Origin of the sequence: Dethiosulfovibrio salsuginis (assembly GCF_900177735.1) — a bacterium.
GTDB classification, from domain to species: domain Bacteria; phylum Synergistota; class Synergistia; order Synergistales; family Dethiosulfovibrionaceae; genus Dethiosulfovibrio; species Dethiosulfovibrio salsuginis.
In genome coordinates this window covers 1-17171 of record NZ_FXBB01000046.1, presented here as the reverse complement: position 1 = coordinate 17171, position 17171 = coordinate 1, and the positions used below count along the sequence as shown (strand labels likewise).

At 55.6% G+C, this 17171-nt stretch carries 15 protein-coding genes; 10 read left to right on the top strand and 5 right to left on the bottom strand.

Going from position 1 to position 17171, the window contains the following annotated elements; genetic code table 11:
- Positions 1-258: 258 nt before the first annotated feature.
- From B9Y55_RS11950 to B9Y55_RS11930, 5 genes are all read left to right on the top strand, one after another.
- Positions 259-1065: a formate/nitrite transporter family protein gene (locus tag B9Y55_RS11950; RefSeq protein ID WP_085545586.1), complete on the top strand. Its 807-nt coding sequence runs from the start codon at positions 259-261 to the stop codon at positions 1063-1065.
- Positions 1066-1238: 173 nt separating this feature from the next.
- Positions 1239-3686: a DNA gyrase subunit A gene (gyrA, locus tag B9Y55_RS11945; RefSeq protein ID WP_085545585.1), complete on the top strand. Its 2448-nt coding sequence runs from the start codon at positions 1239-1241 to the stop codon at positions 3684-3686.
- Positions 3683-4315 (top strand): phosphatidylserine decarboxylase, encoded by a 633-nt coding sequence (locus tag B9Y55_RS11940; RefSeq protein WP_085545584.1) that lies wholly within the window; start codon positions 3683-3685, stop codon positions 4313-4315. The genes gyrA and B9Y55_RS11940 overlap by 4 nt, the downstream gene beginning before the upstream one ends.
- Entirely contained in the window at positions 4299-5033 is a 735-nt protein-coding gene (pssA, locus tag B9Y55_RS11935) for a CDP-diacylglycerol--serine O-phosphatidyltransferase (RefSeq protein ID WP_085545583.1), read from the top strand. Before B9Y55_RS11940 ends, pssA begins: the two co-directional genes overlap by 17 nt.
- Positions 5034-5119: 86 nt before the next feature.
- A complete protein-coding gene (locus B9Y55_RS11930) occupies positions 5120-5923 on the top strand; it encodes an alpha/beta fold hydrolase (RefSeq protein ID WP_085545582.1) in 804 nt (267 codons plus the stop codon).
- Here the strand turns inward: B9Y55_RS11930 and B9Y55_RS11925 are convergent.
- A complete protein-coding gene (locus B9Y55_RS11925) occupies positions 5896-6669 on the bottom strand; it encodes a prepilin peptidase (protein WP_159448351.1) in 774 nt (257 codons plus the stop codon). The genes B9Y55_RS11930 and B9Y55_RS11925 overlap by 28 nt on opposite strands.
- A 118-nt stretch (positions 6670-6787) precedes the next feature.
- Here B9Y55_RS11925 and B9Y55_RS11920 point away from each other — a divergent pair, with 118 nt between their 5' ends.
- Together B9Y55_RS11920 and mce are read left to right on the top strand one after the other, a co-directional pair.
- Positions 6788-7264, top strand: a complete 477-nt coding sequence (locus B9Y55_RS11920) for a universal stress protein (protein WP_085545580.1) — start codon at positions 6788-6790, stop codon at positions 7262-7264.
- 58 nt (positions 7265-7322) lie between these two features.
- Positions 7323-7727, top strand: a complete 405-nt coding sequence (gene mce / locus B9Y55_RS11915) for a methylmalonyl-CoA epimerase (protein WP_085545579.1) — start codon at positions 7323-7325, stop codon at positions 7725-7727.
- 59 nt (positions 7728-7786) lie between these two features.
- Here mce and B9Y55_RS11910 read toward each other — a convergent pair whose 3' ends face one another.
- The 4 genes from B9Y55_RS11910 to B9Y55_RS11895 form a co-directional block, all read right to left on the bottom strand.
- Positions 7787-8380, bottom strand: coding sequence for a nitroreductase family protein (locus B9Y55_RS11910; RefSeq protein WP_085545578.1), 594 nt, complete (start codon positions 8378-8380; stop codon positions 7787-7789).
- Between the two features lie 60 nt (positions 8381-8440).
- Positions 8441-9811: a tRNA uridine-5-carboxymethylaminomethyl(34) synthesis GTPase MnmE gene (gene mnmE, locus B9Y55_RS11905; RefSeq protein WP_085545577.1), complete on the bottom strand. Its 1371-nt coding sequence runs from the start codon at positions 9809-9811 to the stop codon at positions 8441-8443.
- Between the two features lie 18 nt (positions 9812-9829).
- Positions 9830-11050 (bottom strand): aminotransferase-like domain-containing protein, encoded by a 1221-nt coding sequence (locus tag B9Y55_RS11900; RefSeq protein WP_085545576.1) that lies wholly within the window; start codon positions 11048-11050, stop codon positions 9830-9832.
- A gap of 302 nt (positions 11051-11352) precedes the next feature.
- Positions 11353-12564, bottom strand: coding sequence for an aminotransferase-like domain-containing protein (locus B9Y55_RS11895; RefSeq protein WP_085545575.1), 1212 nt, complete (start codon positions 12562-12564; stop codon positions 11353-11355).
- A 210-nt stretch (positions 12565-12774) separates the two neighbouring features.
- Between B9Y55_RS11895 and B9Y55_RS11890 the strand changes: the two genes are divergently transcribed.
- The 3 genes from B9Y55_RS11890 to B9Y55_RS11880 all read left to right on the top strand — a co-directional run bounded on the left by B9Y55_RS11890 (position 12775) and on the right by B9Y55_RS11880 (position 16990).
- The gene (locus B9Y55_RS11890; RefSeq protein ID WP_085545574.1) at positions 12775-14007 is read left to right on the top strand and encodes an argininosuccinate synthase; all 1233 of its coding nucleotides are present in this window, start codon (positions 12775-12777) and stop codon (positions 14005-14007) included.
- A gap of 83 nt (positions 14008-14090) precedes the next feature.
- Entirely contained in the window at positions 14091-15494 is a 1404-nt protein-coding gene (gene argH, locus B9Y55_RS11885; RefSeq protein ID WP_085545573.1) for an argininosuccinate lyase, read from the top strand.
- A gap of 314 nt (positions 15495-15808) precedes the next feature.
- Positions 15809-16990: an aminotransferase-like domain-containing protein gene (locus B9Y55_RS11880; protein WP_085545572.1), complete on the top strand. Its 1182-nt coding sequence runs from the start codon at positions 15809-15811 to the stop codon at positions 16988-16990.
- The last annotated feature ends 181 nt before the right edge of the window (positions 16991-17171 follow it).

Below are 17171 nucleotides of genomic sequence, written 5' to 3'. Positions count from 1 at the left end.
TGCCCTCCGAGGCGGTTCGTACGAAACAGGCAGGTCGAGTATACGATTGGGCGAAACAGGGCGTAGGCGGAACGATCTCTCCGAGGGGACTCAAAGGTGAGTTTTTAGAGGTTTCCATAAGGTAGTCTCTAAAAATTTACGCTTGAGGATAAGCGTTTTTACAGGTACTCATAAATCAGCCTTTCTTCAATGACCGGCCAGGACTTTTTTGATACAATAGTCAAGCTGTTTATTTTTTTTTGAGGAGGACGTTTCCCTATGAAAACACCTGTAGAGATCGCCCAGTCCGTTTGTAGTTTGGCGCAGAAAAAGGCATCCTGGTCGGTGCCTCAGATGCTGATTTTAGGGGCCCTGGCAGGGGCCTACGTGGCCTTCGGGGGCTGGGGCATGACCGTTACGACTTTTGACGTTGAGACCGTAGGCATTGCCAAAATGATCGCAGGTACGGTCTTCTCCTTGGGGCTGATCCTGGTCGTTCTGGCGGGAGGAGAGCTTTTCACCGGTAACTGCGTTATGCCTCTAGCTGTTATGGCGGGTTGTCTGCCTATGAAGGCGGTGGTCCGTAACTGGTTTTGGGTCTACACCGCAAACCTGATAGGAGCTGTCGTAGTGGCGGTGCTTATCTATAACACCGGCCTATGGCGAGGGGATATAGGGGCAAAGGCCCTGTCCATAGCCGCCGGTAAGATGGGACTCACCTGGTGGGAGGCCTTCTTCAGGGGCATCATGTGTAACTGGATTGTAGTGTTGGCAGTATGGCTCACTATGGGTGCCGAGGACGTGATAGGAAAGATCTGGGCCATATACTTCCCCATTCTGGTTTTCGTTGCGTCGGGCTTCGAGCACTCTATCGCCAATATGTACTTTATGGCCCTAGGGATACTTATAAAAGGCGATCCCACCGTCCTGGCGTCCCACCTGGCCCCCGCTGATCTAGGGGCTGTGACCATCTGGGGCTATTTTAACAACCTGATTCCTGTTACCGCCGGTAACATCGTGGGGGGAGTCCTTTTCGTGGCGGTGCTCTATTTCTCCGCTTTCAAAAAATATCTGGTTAAGAGCTGAGTTTTTACCTTTTTTCGTGAACATGCCGCAGCGGTGACGGGGAACCCCGTCACCGCTGCGGTCCTTTAGGGATAACGATAATTGCCCTGGATTTCGGGGTTTCATCCTAAGTCGTGCTAAAATAGGTCGATGAACATAGGGGGACGATCTGTCCTCACGGAGGTCTTTTATATATGGAAAATCAGAGTTTGTTTGGAAAGGTAATATCCCATCCTCTGGTGGATGAGATAAAACACAGTTATCTGAACTACGCCATGAGCGTCATAGTGGGCCGTGCCCTGCCCGACGCCAGGGACGGCCTCAAGCCGGTCCAGCGTCGCATACTCTTCGCCATGCAGGATCTAGGTTTAAAGCACAATCAGTCCTATAAAAAGTCCGCTAGAGTTGTCGGAGAGACCATGGGTAAGTACCACCCTCACGGAGACTCGGCTATATACGAGACCATGGTTCGAATGGCCCAGGATTTTAGCATGAGATATACTTTGGTGGACGGACAGGGAAACTTCGGCTCTATAGACGGCGACAGCGCCGCCGCTATGAGATACACCGAGGCCAGGCTCCAGGAGCTTGGCGAGTTTATGTTGCAGGATATAGACGAGGATACCGTCGAATGGGGACCGAACTTCGACGAGTCTCTGGAGGAGCCTCTGACTCTTCCAGCCCAGGTGCCTAACCTGTTGATCAACGGCAGCACCGGTATCGCCGTGGGGATGGCGACCAACATGCCTCCTCACAACCTCAGGGAGGTAGTGGACGCCCTGTGTTACTTCATCGATTCCGGCGATGACGTGGAGTTTGGGGAGCTTATGGCTCGCCTTCCGGGCCCAGATTTCCCCACCGGCGGCGTTATCCTCGGCAGAGAGGGCATTATAGACGCCTACAGGACCGGTCGAGGAAAGGTTATAGTCCAGGGCAAGACCCACGTGGAGGAGGGCAAGAGGGGAAAAAGCTCGGTGGTCATAACCGAGATCCCCTATATGGTCAACAAGACCACTCTCATAGAGACTATCGTGTCCTGCGTCCAGAACAAGGCTATAGACGGTATAACCGACATAAGGGACGAATCGGACAGGCAGGGACTCCGGGTGGTCCTGGAGATATCGAGAGACGTCGATCCCGAGTTGGTGGTAAGACAGCTTTATCGCAGAACCCAGCTTCAGAGCACCTTCGGCATTATAAATCTCGCCCTCGTCGAGGGACGTCCTAAAGAGCTTCCTCTCTCCGATCTGTTGTCCGTCTTTTTAGGACATCGCAGGACGGTAGTGAGGAGGCGGACTGCCTTCAGGCTTCGGAAGGCGGAGGCTCGGGCCCATATCCTGGAGGGTCTGGTCAAGGCCCTTGGGGAGATAGAGCAGGTCATATCCATCGTCAGAGGCTCCGATACAGGGGCGGCAGCGAAAGAGGCGCTTGTCTCAAGGCTTCAGTTCTCCGAGCTTCAGGCCCAGGCCATACTTGATATGAGGCTTCAGAGGCTGACGGGCCTTGAGAGGAACAAGCTGGAGGAGGAATTCGCTGGCCTTAAGTCGGATATAGAGGGATACAGGACCATACTGGAGAACTCCATAGTTCTCGACGGCGTCATAAAGGAAGAGCTGGTGGCTATCAGGGATAGATACGGCGACGACAGACGGACCAAGATAATCGAAAGGGTCGGGGCCGACTGTTCCGATGCGGACCTTATTCCCAAGGAGGACATAGTGGTGATGCTGTCCCAGGACGGCTATATCCGCAGGGTCCCTCTGGAGGACTTTTCCCTCCAGAGCAAAGGAGGCAAGGGAAGAAGGGGAGCCAGGCTGAGGGAAGAGGACGAAGTGGCCCTTATGGACATAGGGACTACCCACGACGATATCTACCTTTTCACCAGCAAAGGCAGGGTCTTCGCCATAAAGGGCTACGTCGTCTCCGAGAGCAAGGCGGGGAAGGGCAAGCTTATAGGCAAGTATATCTCCCTGGAGGAAGGGGAGTCGGTGGTAAACATCAAGGCTCAGCTGGGCAGCGACACCAGCTTTCTCTTTTTCGTCACCCGGTGTGGAATAGCCAAGAGGCTGCCTTCCTCCGAGCTGTCCAACCTAACCAGGGCTGGCAGACGGGTGGTGACCGTCGAAGAGGGAGACGAGATCGCCCAGGTAAGGACGACCTCCGGCGACGACGAGATACTGCTGGTGTCCGCCATGGGGCAGGCCCTAAGGGTGCCGGAGGACGAGTTCCGTCCTATGGGCAGAGCCGCCAGAGGGGTAAAGGCCATGAAGCTAAAAGGCGGGGACAGGATAATCAGCTGTGAGATGATCTGCCCCGACAAGTGCCCTCTCTTGGTCAGCGAGACCGGCATAGGCAAGAGGACCGATTTCTCCGAGTTCACCTCCCATCACAGAGGTGGCGGTGGTATGAAGGTCATGAACATAAACGCCAGAACCGGCCTGTTAGCGGCGGTTAGCTCGGTATCCGACGACGACGAGGTCATAGTCATGACGGCGAAAGGCCGAATGGTTCGGGTGGCGGTCAAAGAGATAAGAGTTCTCGGTCGCACCGCCGCAGGCTCTATCGTCGTCAGGCTTGACGATGGCGATTCGGTGGTGGGCCTTAGCGTGGTCCAGATAGAGAGAGAGGATGGTTTTCAATGAAGTTCGCTCCTGACGGCTATTTATCCATAGGAGGGGCGTTAGCCCTGGCTGCGGTGGGAGCTCTTGTCTGGCCCCTTTCGACGGTGATGCTGGTCCCTCTGGCTGGCCTGATCCTGTGGTTTTACAGGGATCCCGACAGAAAACCTGAATGTGGTCCCGACGGATGGGTATCCCCCGCCGACGGCAAGGTGGTGGAGATATTCGAGGTCGATCACCCTTATACCGGTCCAGCTACGAAGGTGGGGATTTTCATGGATCCCTTAAGCGTCCACGTGAACAGGGTTCCTCGGTCCGGGAAGGTGGAGTACCTCAAGTACGTCCCCGGTAAAAAATGGATGGCCTTCGCCGAGAAGGCGTCGGAGGAGAACGAGAGGTTTTATCTCGGTATCCGCACCGACTGTGGCCCTGCTATGACGGTCCAGATCGCAGGATTTCTGGCGAGAAGGATAGTCTGTCGAAGCAAAAAAGGCCAGCCCTATCGCCGAGGGGATCGGTACGGCATGATAAAGTTTGGTTCCAAGGTTGACGTTTACTTGCCTAAAGGTGTAGAGTTAAAAGTGAGAGTCGGACAGAAAGTATGGGCCGGCAAGTCCTGTATAGGAGTGTGTTGTCGTGAAAAGACGGCTTAAGATAAGAGGTCACGAGATCCACTGGCGTTCCTACATACCTAATATGATAACCAGCGGAAATCTGCTCTGTGGTATGCTTTCCCTTATCCTTACCCTCAAGGGCCAGATATGTCCTGCCGCCTGGCTAATAGCCTTCGCGGTGTTTTTCGACTTTATGGACGGAAAGGTCGCCAGGATGCTGGGGGTCAGCAGTGCCTTCGGCGTAGAGTTCGATAGCCTAGGGGATGTGGTGAGCTTCGGTGTCGCCCCGGCTATACTGGTTTTCTCCGTCTCTCTATCCCAGATCACCGGAGTATGGGGGGCTTTGATCGCCGTGTTCTTCGCCCTCTGCGGAGCCCTCAGGCTGGCTCGGTTCAACGTAGTACATATGCCAGGGCCTTTCCAGGGACTGCCTATCCCGGCGGCGGGGCTTTTTCTCGTCTCCTGGATAATGGCTAAGATAACCCTCCATCCCTACGTGATGGCTACGCTGGTGCTCTTCGCCGGTGGACTGATGATCTCCACGGTGTCCTACAGCAACCTTAAAGGCCTCAAAAGAGGCATGGTGAACCGCAGGAAGATGACCTTTGTTAAACTTCTGGTTATGGTTGTGGCGGTGACGCTTCGGGAGAAGGCCCTGCTGGTGTTTCTGTCCATCTATATAGCCAGCGGACTGATTAAGTTCGACTGGGAGAGCTGGCTTTCCACCGAAGAGGTTCCTATGGAGGCCGATAGGTAGATTACCGCCGATTATAGGGGAGGTGGGCCTGAATGGGCCTGCCTCCTGTTGTTTTGGACTTATTTTGAGAATAAGGAGGGCTTTTCTTGTCGTTTATAGAGGCTAGAGGAAGTTATGGCGATAAAACCGTCAGGATCACCGCGGTTGAGGGGGAGAATCCCTCCAGGGTTATCTGCCTTTTTCACGGGGTTTACGGCGCTGCTTCACGAAAAGAGGGGGATAAATACTGGCTTTTGGCGAACAAACTGGCCAAAGGGGCGTCGGTCTGTCTCATAGAGACCAGCAGAAAGGTCCGGGATAAGTGGGGCTTCAGCGACCCTCAGATGTGGGTTCAATCCGCTTTCTCCGGCAAAACCTACCGTCAGGAGCTTTACGATCAGATGTCCGGTCTGGCGGAGGTCCGCAGGTCTTTCGTAGGGCTTCCTGTCTGTCTGTGGGGTTTCTCCCTAGGTGGCATAAACTCGCTGATTATCGCCGGTAGACAGGCTGAAGCTCTGGTCCTCGAGGAGGGGTTCACCCCTCCTGAGGTCGGCGAAATAGAGGGGGTCATTGTCTCGGGCAGCGGCGATTCCCTTAAGCCCCAGTCGTCCTTTCATATGGACCTGCCTATAATCGATTCCATATGCGACAGAGAGGTTCTCCACCGGGCCTGTCGGTCCATAGACCGAGGGTGGGCCCGGTTTTTCTGGGGCGACATGGACGGCACTTTCGATAGAGACTCAGCCTATCGGCTTTTCGAGCTAACCGGGACGGAGGACAAGGCCTTTCACGTCGTCCCAGGGGCGGATCACTCCTTTCGCAACCTGGAAGGCGTGCCTTCCTCGGAGCCATTGGATTACATGATCGATAGGTTGCAGGTCCGTCAGCTCCAGGGCCAGCCGGGGGTGTAGTACCAGAAATCGAGTATATAGGGGCCCCATATGAGGGCTATCATCACGCCGGCCGCCAGGAAAGGCGCCAGAGGTACCGAGTCTTTCCTGCCGGCCTTTTTCGTGGCTATCATAGCCAGTGCCACCGTTCCCCCTATCATAAAGCCGAGATAAGACGCCAAAAAGGCGGTTTTCCAGCCGAGGAGGACGCCAGCTCCCGCCATCAAAGTGGCATCGCCCCAGCCCATTCCCCCTCGACTGATCACTATTATGACCGCTATGACACCTCCGCCTGCCAACGCTCCGTAAACCCCGTCGAGAACAGCGGGCAATCCCCCAAAAAACCTGATGGCGATGCCGACGATCCCTATAGTCGCCGCCAGCTTGTCGTAAACGTAGCCTGAGTCCAGATCGGTCATGGCGTTTAGCATCATAAGCCACCCTCCCAGGACCGCACCTAATCCTCCGAATGTAGCCCCCCATCTGGCGAGGGCTGCTCCCGTCCACAGGGCGAACAGCAGCTCCACAAGGGGATATCTGAGGGAGATCTGTCCCTTGCAGTGCCTGCATCTGCCCTTTAGGGCCAGCCAGGAAACCAGGGGGATGAGGTCCAAAGAGGAGAGCTCGTGGTCGCAGATCGGACAGAGTGACCTCTCCCTGCCCCACCAGGGCCTGTTCTCCACGGTCCTGATGGCTATAGCGTTGAAAAAAGATCCGAATATGGCTCCCAGAACGCTCCCTAAGGAGACTAGATAGATGTTTTCCATACATAAAATCCTTTCCGGTTTTTCCGTTTTTGCCTTGTGTTTACTCTCGGCGATCGTCATAATAACCTTAAAGAGGCAGCTCCACAAGCCTTTAGTCGAGAAGGGAGGTACTTGAGTTATGAAGAAAATTCTCGTCGCTGTCGATCTGAGCGATCTTTCTCAGGGTTTAGTGAGGTACGGCTATGAGATGGCCGCTATGATGGAGGCGGATGTCAGCTTTATCCACGTAGTTCCCCATCCGACCCTCTGGAAAGGTTACGAGCCATGGCTTCCACCTCAGTTTGGAGGCGAGGTGCTGGAGATCGCCGAGAAAAAGCTCGGTCGCTACATAAAGAAGGTCTGTGAGGAAGGGCTCTGTCCCGGCCACGGCTGTAACGGAGTTCACCTCATCGTCAAAGAAGGGAATCCCGCTACCACCATAATAGACCTCGCCAAGGAAGAGGGTTTTGAGCTTGTCATAATGGGGCACCGGGGACAGTCCACCTTAGAGTGGTTCCTGGTGGGCAGCACCGCCACATCCGTCGCCCGTTATGCCCACTGTTCGGTGCTCATATATAGACCGGATTCTCCCCCTCAGTCGGAAGAACAGGACTGATTTTGCGGGGATTTTCTGCTAAGATTGTCCCACGTATAACAGAAAGGGGAGTTTGATTTTGAAAGTAAAGGTAGTAGATCACATAGGAATAGCCGTCAAGAGCATAGAGGAGTCCCTCAAGTTCTGGGAGGAGTCTTTAGGCATCCACTGTCACGGAGTGGAGGAAGTGGCGGAGCAGAAGGTCAAGACCGCCTTTTTGCCTGTCCAGGACACCGAGATAGAGCTTCTGGAGGGAACCTCCGAGGATAGCCCGGTCTCCAAGTTTATCGAGAAAAAAGGCGAAGGGATCCACCACGTAGCCATAAGGGTGGAGAACCTGGAGGAGGCCTTGGCGGAAATGAAGGCCAAGGGAGTCAGGCTGATAGACGAGACCCCAAGGATAGGGGCTGGCGGGGCTAAAATAGCCTTCGTCCACCCTAAGTCCAGCGGAGGGGTCCTGCTGGAGCTCTGCGAGAGGGATTAAAAAAAAGAGCCAGGAGGCCGTCTCAGACGGCCTCCTGGCTCTTTTTTGAGATAGGAACGTCAGACACCTCTGTTGTCCCCCCATGTCCTTCTGAAGGTAAACTCGTAGATAGGCTTTCTGTCCCTCTGTGCGGATTCGGCGTCCTGAAGCTCCTCGGGAAGATCGGAGACCTCTCCAGGATAGCCTAGAGCTATGGCCAGTACAGGGCTATGATCCTCCGGTATTCCGTAGGTAGCCCTTACCTTCTCCTGGTCGAATCCCGCCATAGGGTGGGCGAAAAGGCCTTTCGACGTGGCCTCCAGAAGCAGGTTTTCCACCGCCATACCGACGTCGTGCCAGGCCCATCGGTTGTTTCTCCCGCTTGCGAACTTCTCCGCCGCTACCGCTACGATCAGGATAGGGGCGTTCACCGCCCAGCGGGCGTTGCCCGGGACGAGGCAGTCCAGCATGGCCTGAAATTCCTCAGGATCCTCCCTACAGGCGAAGATAAAGCTCCAGGGCTGTTCGTTGAAGCAAGAAGGGGCCCATCTGGCGGCCTCAAAAAGGGACAACACTATCTCCTTGCCCGGAACCTTCGGGGAAAAGGCCCTAGGGCTCCATCGCCTCACTATCAGGTCGTTTATAGGGTAATTGGTCCTCGCTTTTTTTTCCATATAAAACCCACCTCCACCTGGCTATAATATCTCGAACTGTCCGTCTTTACAAATTGAATACTATTTTCCTATGCAGAACCTGGAGAACACCGTATCCAGCAGGCTATCGTCGTCGAAAAGCCCAAGTATTCTCTCCAGAGCCTTTCTCGTCTCCGCCAGTCCAGCCGCCGCCAGTGTCTGATCGTGATGGTGTTCCAGTGCCTCTTTACTTGCGCCGAGGCTGTCTATGGCGGATCTCAGCTCCTCCAGCTGTCTGGCCGTGGCGTTTAGGCCTCCCTCGAGGGTTCCGGTGCCTGCTACCATCTCTACCAGCGCCTCTTTAAGCTCCTCCAGCCCTCTCTGTTCCTGGGCGGATATGTTAAGTATCGTCGATTCGGGCAGGAGGGAGACCAGAAGCGATCCGTCCAGACCTGAGGGAAGGTCCGACTTGTTTACGGCGACTATGTGAGGTCTGTCGGAGATCCTGGTCGCCATGTCCCTCTCGAAATCGCCTATAGGTTCGCTTCCGTCGAGAATCCACAGCACTACGTCCGATTTATCCATAGCCTGGGCGGTTCTCTCTATCCCTATGGCCTCCACCTCGTCGGAGGGGGTGGTCCTGAGCCCTGCGGTGTCCATGAGTCTGAGGGGAATGCCCTTGTGGGTGAATACCTCCTCTATGACGTCTCTGGTTGTCCCGGGGATCGAGGTCACTATGGCCCTGCTCTCTTTGAGCAGCGAGTTAAGGAGCGACGATTTGCCGACGTTAGGACGGCCGACCAGGGCCACCCTGATCCCCTCTCTGAGGAGATACCCTGTGGTACACCGGTCCGCTATGTCCTGGAGGCCTTTTATCATAGTCTCTATTCGGTCCGAGCCCTCCTGATCATCTATGTAGGGAACGTCCTCCTCGGGGAAGTCGATTCCGACCTCAAGCTCCGCCGACAAAGACAGCAGCTCGTCGTAGAGCTCTCTGACGAAACGGGATAGCTCTCCCCTTAAGGTCCTGCTGGCGGCCTTCAGGGCTTCGTTGCTTCTGGCGTGGATTATGCCGTTTACCGCCTCCGCCTGAGCCAGGTCCAGCCGACCGTTTTCAAAGGCCCGTCTGGTGAACTCGCCTGGCTCGGCGTGTCTGCATCCCTTTTGGAGACACCGCTCCAGACAACGCTGGGCAACAAGGCTACCGCCGTGGCAGTGGATCTCCGTCAGGTCCTCGCCGGTGTAGCTTTTAGGGGCTCGGAAAGACACCAGCAGGACCTCGTCTATCGGGTTTCCCCCTTCGTCCAGCAGAGAGCCGTTGTACATAAACCTGCTTAAAAGATCTTCCGTCGGTTTTGCCGTCCTGACGATATCTCCGGCTACGGAGAGCGAGTCAGGGCCGGATATCCTGATTATCGAGATCCCTCCGTCTCCCCATGCGGTGGAGATCGCTGCTATGGTGTCTCCGAACAAGGTCAACCCTCCTCTGCTTTATCCCTTAGATTCCCCTAGAATCTCCCTCATGGTCTCTCCCAGGGCCTTTATGCCTCGGTCCGTATCCTCCGGTGAGGCGAAGGTAAAGCACATCCTGAAGCTGTGCTCTCCTCCTCCGTTGGGGAAAAACGGCGCTCCGCAGACGAAGGCCACCTTTTTCTCCAGCGCTCTTTTGAAAAGCTCCTCGGCGAGGATGTTAGGGGTAGTCACCCAGTAGAAAAATCCTCCATGAGGGGTGACGTACTCGACCTCCTCTAGAGGCAGGTATTTTTTGAAGGCATCCTCCATGGCGTCCCTTTTTCTGCGGTAGTGGTCGACGATCTTCGGCAAGAAGGCGTCGAGGTTGCCCGACTGGCAGTACTTATACACCAGAGCCTGAGCCACAACGCTGGTGCAGGTGTCCACTCCCTGCTTGAAAACCGTCATAGTCCTTATGAGATCCTTCGGCCCTATGGCCCAGCCGACTCTGGTCCCTGGGGCCAGTATTTTGGAGAATGAACCGGCGTACATAACCACCCCTAGGTCGTCGAGGGAGTAGAGTGTCGGAAGATCCTCTCCCTCGAACCGGACGCAGCCGTAGGGATCGTCCTCCAGGATCATCACCCCCTCCTCCTGGGCTATTTTGACCAGGGCCTGCCTCCTCTCCAGGGACATGGTACAGCCTAGAGGGTTGTGGAAGTTAGGTATGGTGTATATGAACTTGACCTTTTTGCCCTCCGACTTTGCCTGGGAGAGCTTCTCCGGTAGCTGCTCCACTATCATGCCATCTTTGTCGCAGGGGATTGTGAGGAAGTTTGCCCCCTGGTTGTACATATTGATGGTGTTTCCGAGGAAGGATGTCTCTTCGCAGACTATCCAGTCCCCTGGGTCCAGTAGAGCCCGGGTCATGAGGTCGGCGACCTGGCTGGAGCCCGAGGTTATCAGGATCTCGTCCATAGAGGGCTCTTTTCCCATCTTAGGGGCGGTCCATCGGGAAAGAAAATCCTTGAGAGGAGCGTATCCCTCGGTGACGCCGTACTGGAGTACGTCCCTTCCCTCCTCAAGCAAAATGTCCGCTCCTAGATGAAACTGCTCTACCGGGAATATGTCTGGGTCTGGCATTCCACCGGCGAAGGATATCATCCCAGGCTTCCTGATCAGGTGAAACATCTCCCTGATAGGAGAGGGCTTTATCCTCCCTGCGGCGGTGCTTAACAGTGACTTGACTATATCGGACATAGATACTCCTCCTCTTTGGTGGTCTGTTCCTCGACGAAGAGGTCTGCCTGACGGCAGACCTCTTCAGGTGTTCTGTTCGATTGTATCGTTATTGTCCCAGTTGCGCCATACCTTTAGGGAACCTCTAAAAACTCTGATCCTCGGAGAGATCGTTCCGACGTAGCCCATTTGAGCCCGTATACTCGACATGCCGCCTTTGAGTACGAATGGGGCACAGGACGTGCCCTCCGAGGCGGTTCGTACGAAACAGGCAGGTCGAGTATACGACTGGGCGAAACAGGGCGTAGGCGGGACGGTCTCTCCTAGGACTTCATCTCGGCGATGGCCTGTCCGAGACGGCTTATTCCCTCCTCTATGACGTCGGGCTGGACGAAGGTAAAGTTAAGCCTGGCCTTGTCGATTCCCGCCGCCTCGTCGACGCAGAAGGGGGTTCCGACGACGAAGGCGACCTTCTTCTCCACCGCCCTCTTGAACAGGTCACGGCAGTCTATCCCCGGCATGTCGAGCCAGAAGAAGAAGCCTCCCTCGGGCTTCACCCAGGTTATGCCGTAAGGGGCCAGATATTTACGGAGGGCCTCCTCCATTTTATCCCTCTTAGGGCGATAGTTGTCGATGATCACCGGAAGGTGCTCCTCAAGGTAGCCCTTCCGACAGTATTCGTAGACCAGCGACTGGCAGATAGGGCTGGAGCACAGGTCCGCCGCCTGCTTGAACACCACCATCTTTCGGATTATCTCGGTGCTTCCGGTGACCCAGCCTATTCGGGATCCTGGGGCCAGTATCTTGGAGAAAGACCCGGCGTAGAGGGTGCCCCCTTTATCGTCGAAGGAGAATATCGACGGCAGGTGCTGTCCCTCGTACCTCACGTAGCCGTAGGGGTCGTCCTCGAAGATAGGTATATCGTACCGGTGGGATATCTCCACCAGTTTTTTACGTCTCTCCAGGCTCATAGTGGCTCCGCCGGGGTTGTGGAAGTTCACTATCGTGTATATGAACTTTACCTTTTTGCCCTCGGAACGGGCCTTCTCTATAGCTGCGGGCAGAAGGTCGACCTTCATGCCGTCCTGGTCGGTAGGTATGCCCAGAAACTGGGCTCCGTGGTTGTAGAAGGTGGTGAGAGCCGCCAGGTAGGACGGGTTTTCGGTAACCACGAAATCCCCTCTGTCTATCATGGCGGAGGCGAAGAGCTCCAGGGCCTGTTGGGATCCGGTGGTCAGGAGCATTTCGTCATTGCCGACGGTCCGTCCCATCCTCTCGGCGGTAAAGGAGGCCAGAAACTCCTTCAGTGGCGGGTATCCTTCTGTGGTCCCGTACTGTAGGAGGTTTTTGCCGTCGTCTTTGAGGACGTGGGCTCCCTCGTAGAACTTGTCCACCGGAAAGACCTCCGGTGCGGGCATTCCCCCTGCGAAGGAGATCATGCCGGGTTGCTTTATGACCGACAGCATTTCCCGAACCGGCGAGGGCCTCACGTTGCGAGCGGTGTAACTGTAGTTATCTTCCCAGACTGTACTCACGTTAATCGCCTTCCTTCTTTGAGTGTCTATCTATTTTCATTATAGTGCCTCCAGATCAGGAGTAAAATGAGCGAATAGTTTTTTTATTGTCCCGCCCCCGGTTTTGTCCCTTTTAGGTCTTGACATACAGGAGGTTTTATATATAATAGGCAACTAAAGTTTACTGATTGGGATAAAGAGAATGTGAGTTTATATAGGAGGTCGTCGAGTATGGAGAAGAAGGGGAAGATCGTCCTCGCCTACAGCGGTGGGCTGGACACGTCGGTGGCGGTTTGCTGGCTTATGGAGAAAGGCTACGACGTGGTCACACTGACCGCCGACGTAGGCCAGTCGGTGAACCTGGAGGAGAAGAAGGCCAAGGCCCTCAAGACTGGGGCGGTAGCGGCCTACGTCATGGACCTCAAAAAACAGTTCGTCCAGGAGTACGTCTGGCCGGCGCTGAAGGCCAACGGAATGTACCAGGGGACCTATCCTCTGAGTTCCGCCCTCTCCCGACCTCTCATATCCGAACATCTTGCCTGGGTCGCAAAGAACGAGGGTGCTGTGGCGGTCGCCCACGGCTGTACCGGAAAGGGACAGGACCAGGTTCGTTTTGAGGTCGCGATAGGGGCCCTCAACCCTGAGCTTGAGGTAGTAGCTCCGGTGCGGGATTGGCGATTCAGCCGGGAGGCGGAGATAGAGTACGCCAAAGAGCACGATATAGAGGTAGGGGCCTCCATAGAGTCCCCTTACAGCATAGACGAAAACCTCTGGGGACGGGCCATTGAGTGCGGAGCTCTGGAGGATCCCTGGAACGAATGTCCCGAGGATGCCTTTGAAGTCTCCGTTTCCCAAGAGGCAGCGCCGAACGTGGCGGAGAACGTCGAGATAACCTTCGAAAAAGGCATTCCTGTGGCCTTAAACGGCGAGCAGATGGACGGGGTCTCACTGATACTGAAGCTTCGGTCTATCGCTGGGGCTCATGGAGTCGGTCGGATAGATATGCTTGAGGATCGGTTGGTGGGATTTAAGAGCCGTGAGGTGTACGAGTGCCCCGCCGCCATCACTTTGATCGCCGCCCACAGGGCCCTGGAGACCATGACCTTGGCGAAAGACGTCCTAGCTACGAAGAAACAGCTTGAGGTCCAGTTCGCCGAGCTGACCTACACAGGGTATTGGTTCTCCCCTCTGAAGGAGGCTATAGACGCCTTCATAGACAAGACCCAGGAGACCGTCAGCGGTACGGTCAGGGTGAAGCTCTTCAAGGGTATGGCGACGGTTACGGGAATCAAGTCGGCTAAGTCGGTGTACAACCACGATCTGGCCACCTACTCCGAAGAGGACGCTTTCGATCACGGTGCAGCGGTGGGCTTCATCAAGGTATGGGGGCTGCCCCTTAAGACCTGGAAGCAGACCCACAAGCAGGATCAGGAGAAGGCTCACTCTCTGTCGGTGTCCTGCTGATTTAGGTTCGTGTTATTCTATAGGGGATCTCGGACGTTCCGAGGTCCCCTTTTTGAGGTTTTTAGTTGAGAGGAGAGATTTTAATGTGGAAGGGCCGTTTTTCCCAGGAGACCGACATGCGGGTGCAGGACTTCTCCCAGTCTCTGGACCTGGACTGGCGTCTGGCTAAATGGGATATAAGAGGCAGTCTCGCCCACGGGGAGATGCTGGCGAAACAGGGGTTGATATCCCTGGAGGAGCTTGACTCCATAAGGGAGGGATTTCAGTCCATCCTGGAGGAGATAGACAGAGGTGAGTTCGTCCCGGATAAAGAGCTCGAGGACGTCCACATGAACCTGGAGAGTCGGCTCACCGAGAGGATCGGAGACGCTGGGGCGAGGCTACATACCGGCAGGAGCAGAAACGATCAGGTAGGAACCACCATGAGGCTCTACGTCAAAGATCAGCTGTGTGAGGTCAAAGAGGGATTAGGCGATCTGCTGGAGGCCCTTCTTGACAGGGCGGAGGCCCACAGGGAGGTAATAGTTCCGGGCTATACCCATCTACAGCAGGCCCAGCCTATAAGCATGGGACACTTCTGGATGGCCCATTTTCAGGCCTTCTCCAGGGACCTGAGACGGCTTGAGTTCGCCAGGGATAGCTCCGACGAGTGCCCTCTAGGCTGTGGTGCTCTCGCTGGATCTACTCTGCCTCTGGACAGGGAGTACACCTCCCAGATACTCGGTTTCTCCAGACTGTGCGAGAACAGCATGGACGGTGTGGCCCAGAGGGACTATATTTACGACGTCCTCAGCTTCGCATCGATGTTCGCCGTCCACTGTAGCAGGCTGGCGGAGGACCTGATAATTTACTTCAGCTCCGAGTTCGGGTGGGTCAAGCTCCCCGACGGCTTCTGCACAGGTTCTAGCATAATGCCTCAGAAGAAAAACCCCGACGTTCTGGAGCTGGTCAGAGGCCGGACGGGGCAGGTGATAGGCCATATGGTGGACCTTCTCATAACCCTTAAAGGCCTTCCTATGACCTACAACCGAGACCTTCAGGAGGACAAAAGAGGTCTATTTTCCACCTTCGACGTGCTCTCCCACGTTCTTGGCGTACTCCCCTCCCTCATAAAGTCCGTCGAGGTGGACGCCGACAGGGCGGCGGAGAGCTTTTCCGACGGAATGGCTCTGGCCACCGATGTAGCGGAGTACCTTGTCACTAAAGGTGTTCCCTTCAGAGAGGCTCACCACAGGGTGGGAAGTCTGGTCGGCTGGTGCGTCAGGGAGGGCATGAGCCTTTTCGACCTCACGGTGGAACAGTTCAGGGAATTTCTAGGGGAGGAGACAGGAGACGATCTGTTGCCGATGGTCGACCTAGAGGCCGCAGTGGCCCGGAGGGACACAGAGGGTGGCACTGGCTTCAGACAGGTGTCCCGTCAGATAGATAAAGGCAGAGAGCTTCTGGGAAGGATAAAGACCGGCGGTTGCGCTTTAGGGGATCTTTAAAAACCACCTCCGAGTCCCCTCGGAGAGACCGTCCTGTCTGCGCCCTGGCCCAATTGTATACTCGACCTGCCTGTTCCGTACGAACCGCCTCGGAGGGCATGTCCTGTGCCCCCTCGGCTTGGGGCGACGTCCTGTCGCCCCATTCGTGCTCAAAGGCGGCATGTCGAGTATACGGGCTCTGTGCTACGTCGGGACGGTCTCTCCGAGGATCAGCGTTTTTAGAGGTTCGCTTTACAGAATCGTCCTGAAGAAGTATAATTCCCGCAATTTTTTATCGCCCTTTAGGGTGCCGCTTCAGATGGGAGTTGTTATGTATGAGATATTCAAAGAGAGTCGAATGGTGCGATACGTCCGATATCGGGGATATACTAAAGGCCCTTTCTAACCCGGAGATACTTTCCCTGGCAGGCGGTCTTCCCGCCCCTGAGCTGTTTCCCATAGAGGAAGTCAAGATGGCCACCGCTTTGGTCCTGGACAGAGAGGGGGAGAGGGCTCTCCAGTATTCCTCCGCCTACGGTGATCCAAGGCTCAGGGAGATCGTTGCAAAGAGGATGACGGAGAAATACCGGACTCCCGCCCAGGCCGATGAGGTTCTGATAACCAACGGTTCCCAGCAGGCCCTGGATATGGCGGGGAAGGTCTTTCTGGACGAGGGGTCGGTGGTTCTGTGCGAGAGCCCGACCTATCTCGGGGCTCTAGGGGCCTTCAAAACCTACGGAGCCAGATTCGTAGGCGTGGAGACAGACAAAGACGGTATGGTCATAGAGGACTTAGAGAGAAAACTGAAGGAGGTCGACGACGTTCGGCTGGTCTACGTCAACCCGGACTTCCAGAATCCCACCGGCATAGACTGGTCTGTCGAACGGAGAAAGGCCTTCGCCGAGGTGGTCGGAAGGTACGGCGTTCCGGCCATAGAGGACAACCCCTACGGGGAGCTGCGGTTCGACGGGCCCTGTCCTCCTTCCATAAAGAGCTTCGATACCTCCGGGGTCGTTATCTCACTGGGGTCTTTCTCGAAAATCTTCTGTCCCGGCATGAGGGTAGCCTGGATGATCGCCGAGCCTGAGATTCTGTCCAAGTTCGCCGATATGAAGCAAAACGACATACTTTGCTCGTCTACCCTCCATCAGGCCCAGGTGGTGGCCTATATGGAGATGTTCGACCTAGATCTTCACGTTGAGAGGATCTGCCAGGTTTACAGCAAGAGACTGTCGGTGATGATGGAGTCTATCGGCCAGTTTTTCCCCGAGGGGGCGGTGGTAAACCCTCCGGCGGGAGGGCTTTTCGCCTGGGTGGAGCTTCCTGAGGGGATCAACGCCCGAGAGGTCTTCAAGGTAGCTGTCGAGGAGCACAAGGTGGCCTTCGTCCCCGGTGGAGCCTTCTTCGCCGAGCCAGGGCAGGATAACTATATGAGGTTGAACTTCTCCGGCGTAGGAGAGGACCGTATCAGAGAGGGAATCCGCAGGCTCGGTCAGGTGTTGTCCCAGAGCCTTTAGGGCAACTCTAAAAACTCTGTTCCTCGGAGAGATCGTTCCGACGTAGCCCATTTGAGCCCGTATGCTCGACCTGCCGTCGTGTAGTGCGAATGGGGCGACAGGACGTCGCCCCAAGCCGAGGGGGCACAGGACGTGCCCTCCGAGGCGGTTCGTACGAAACAGGCAGGTCGAGTATACGATT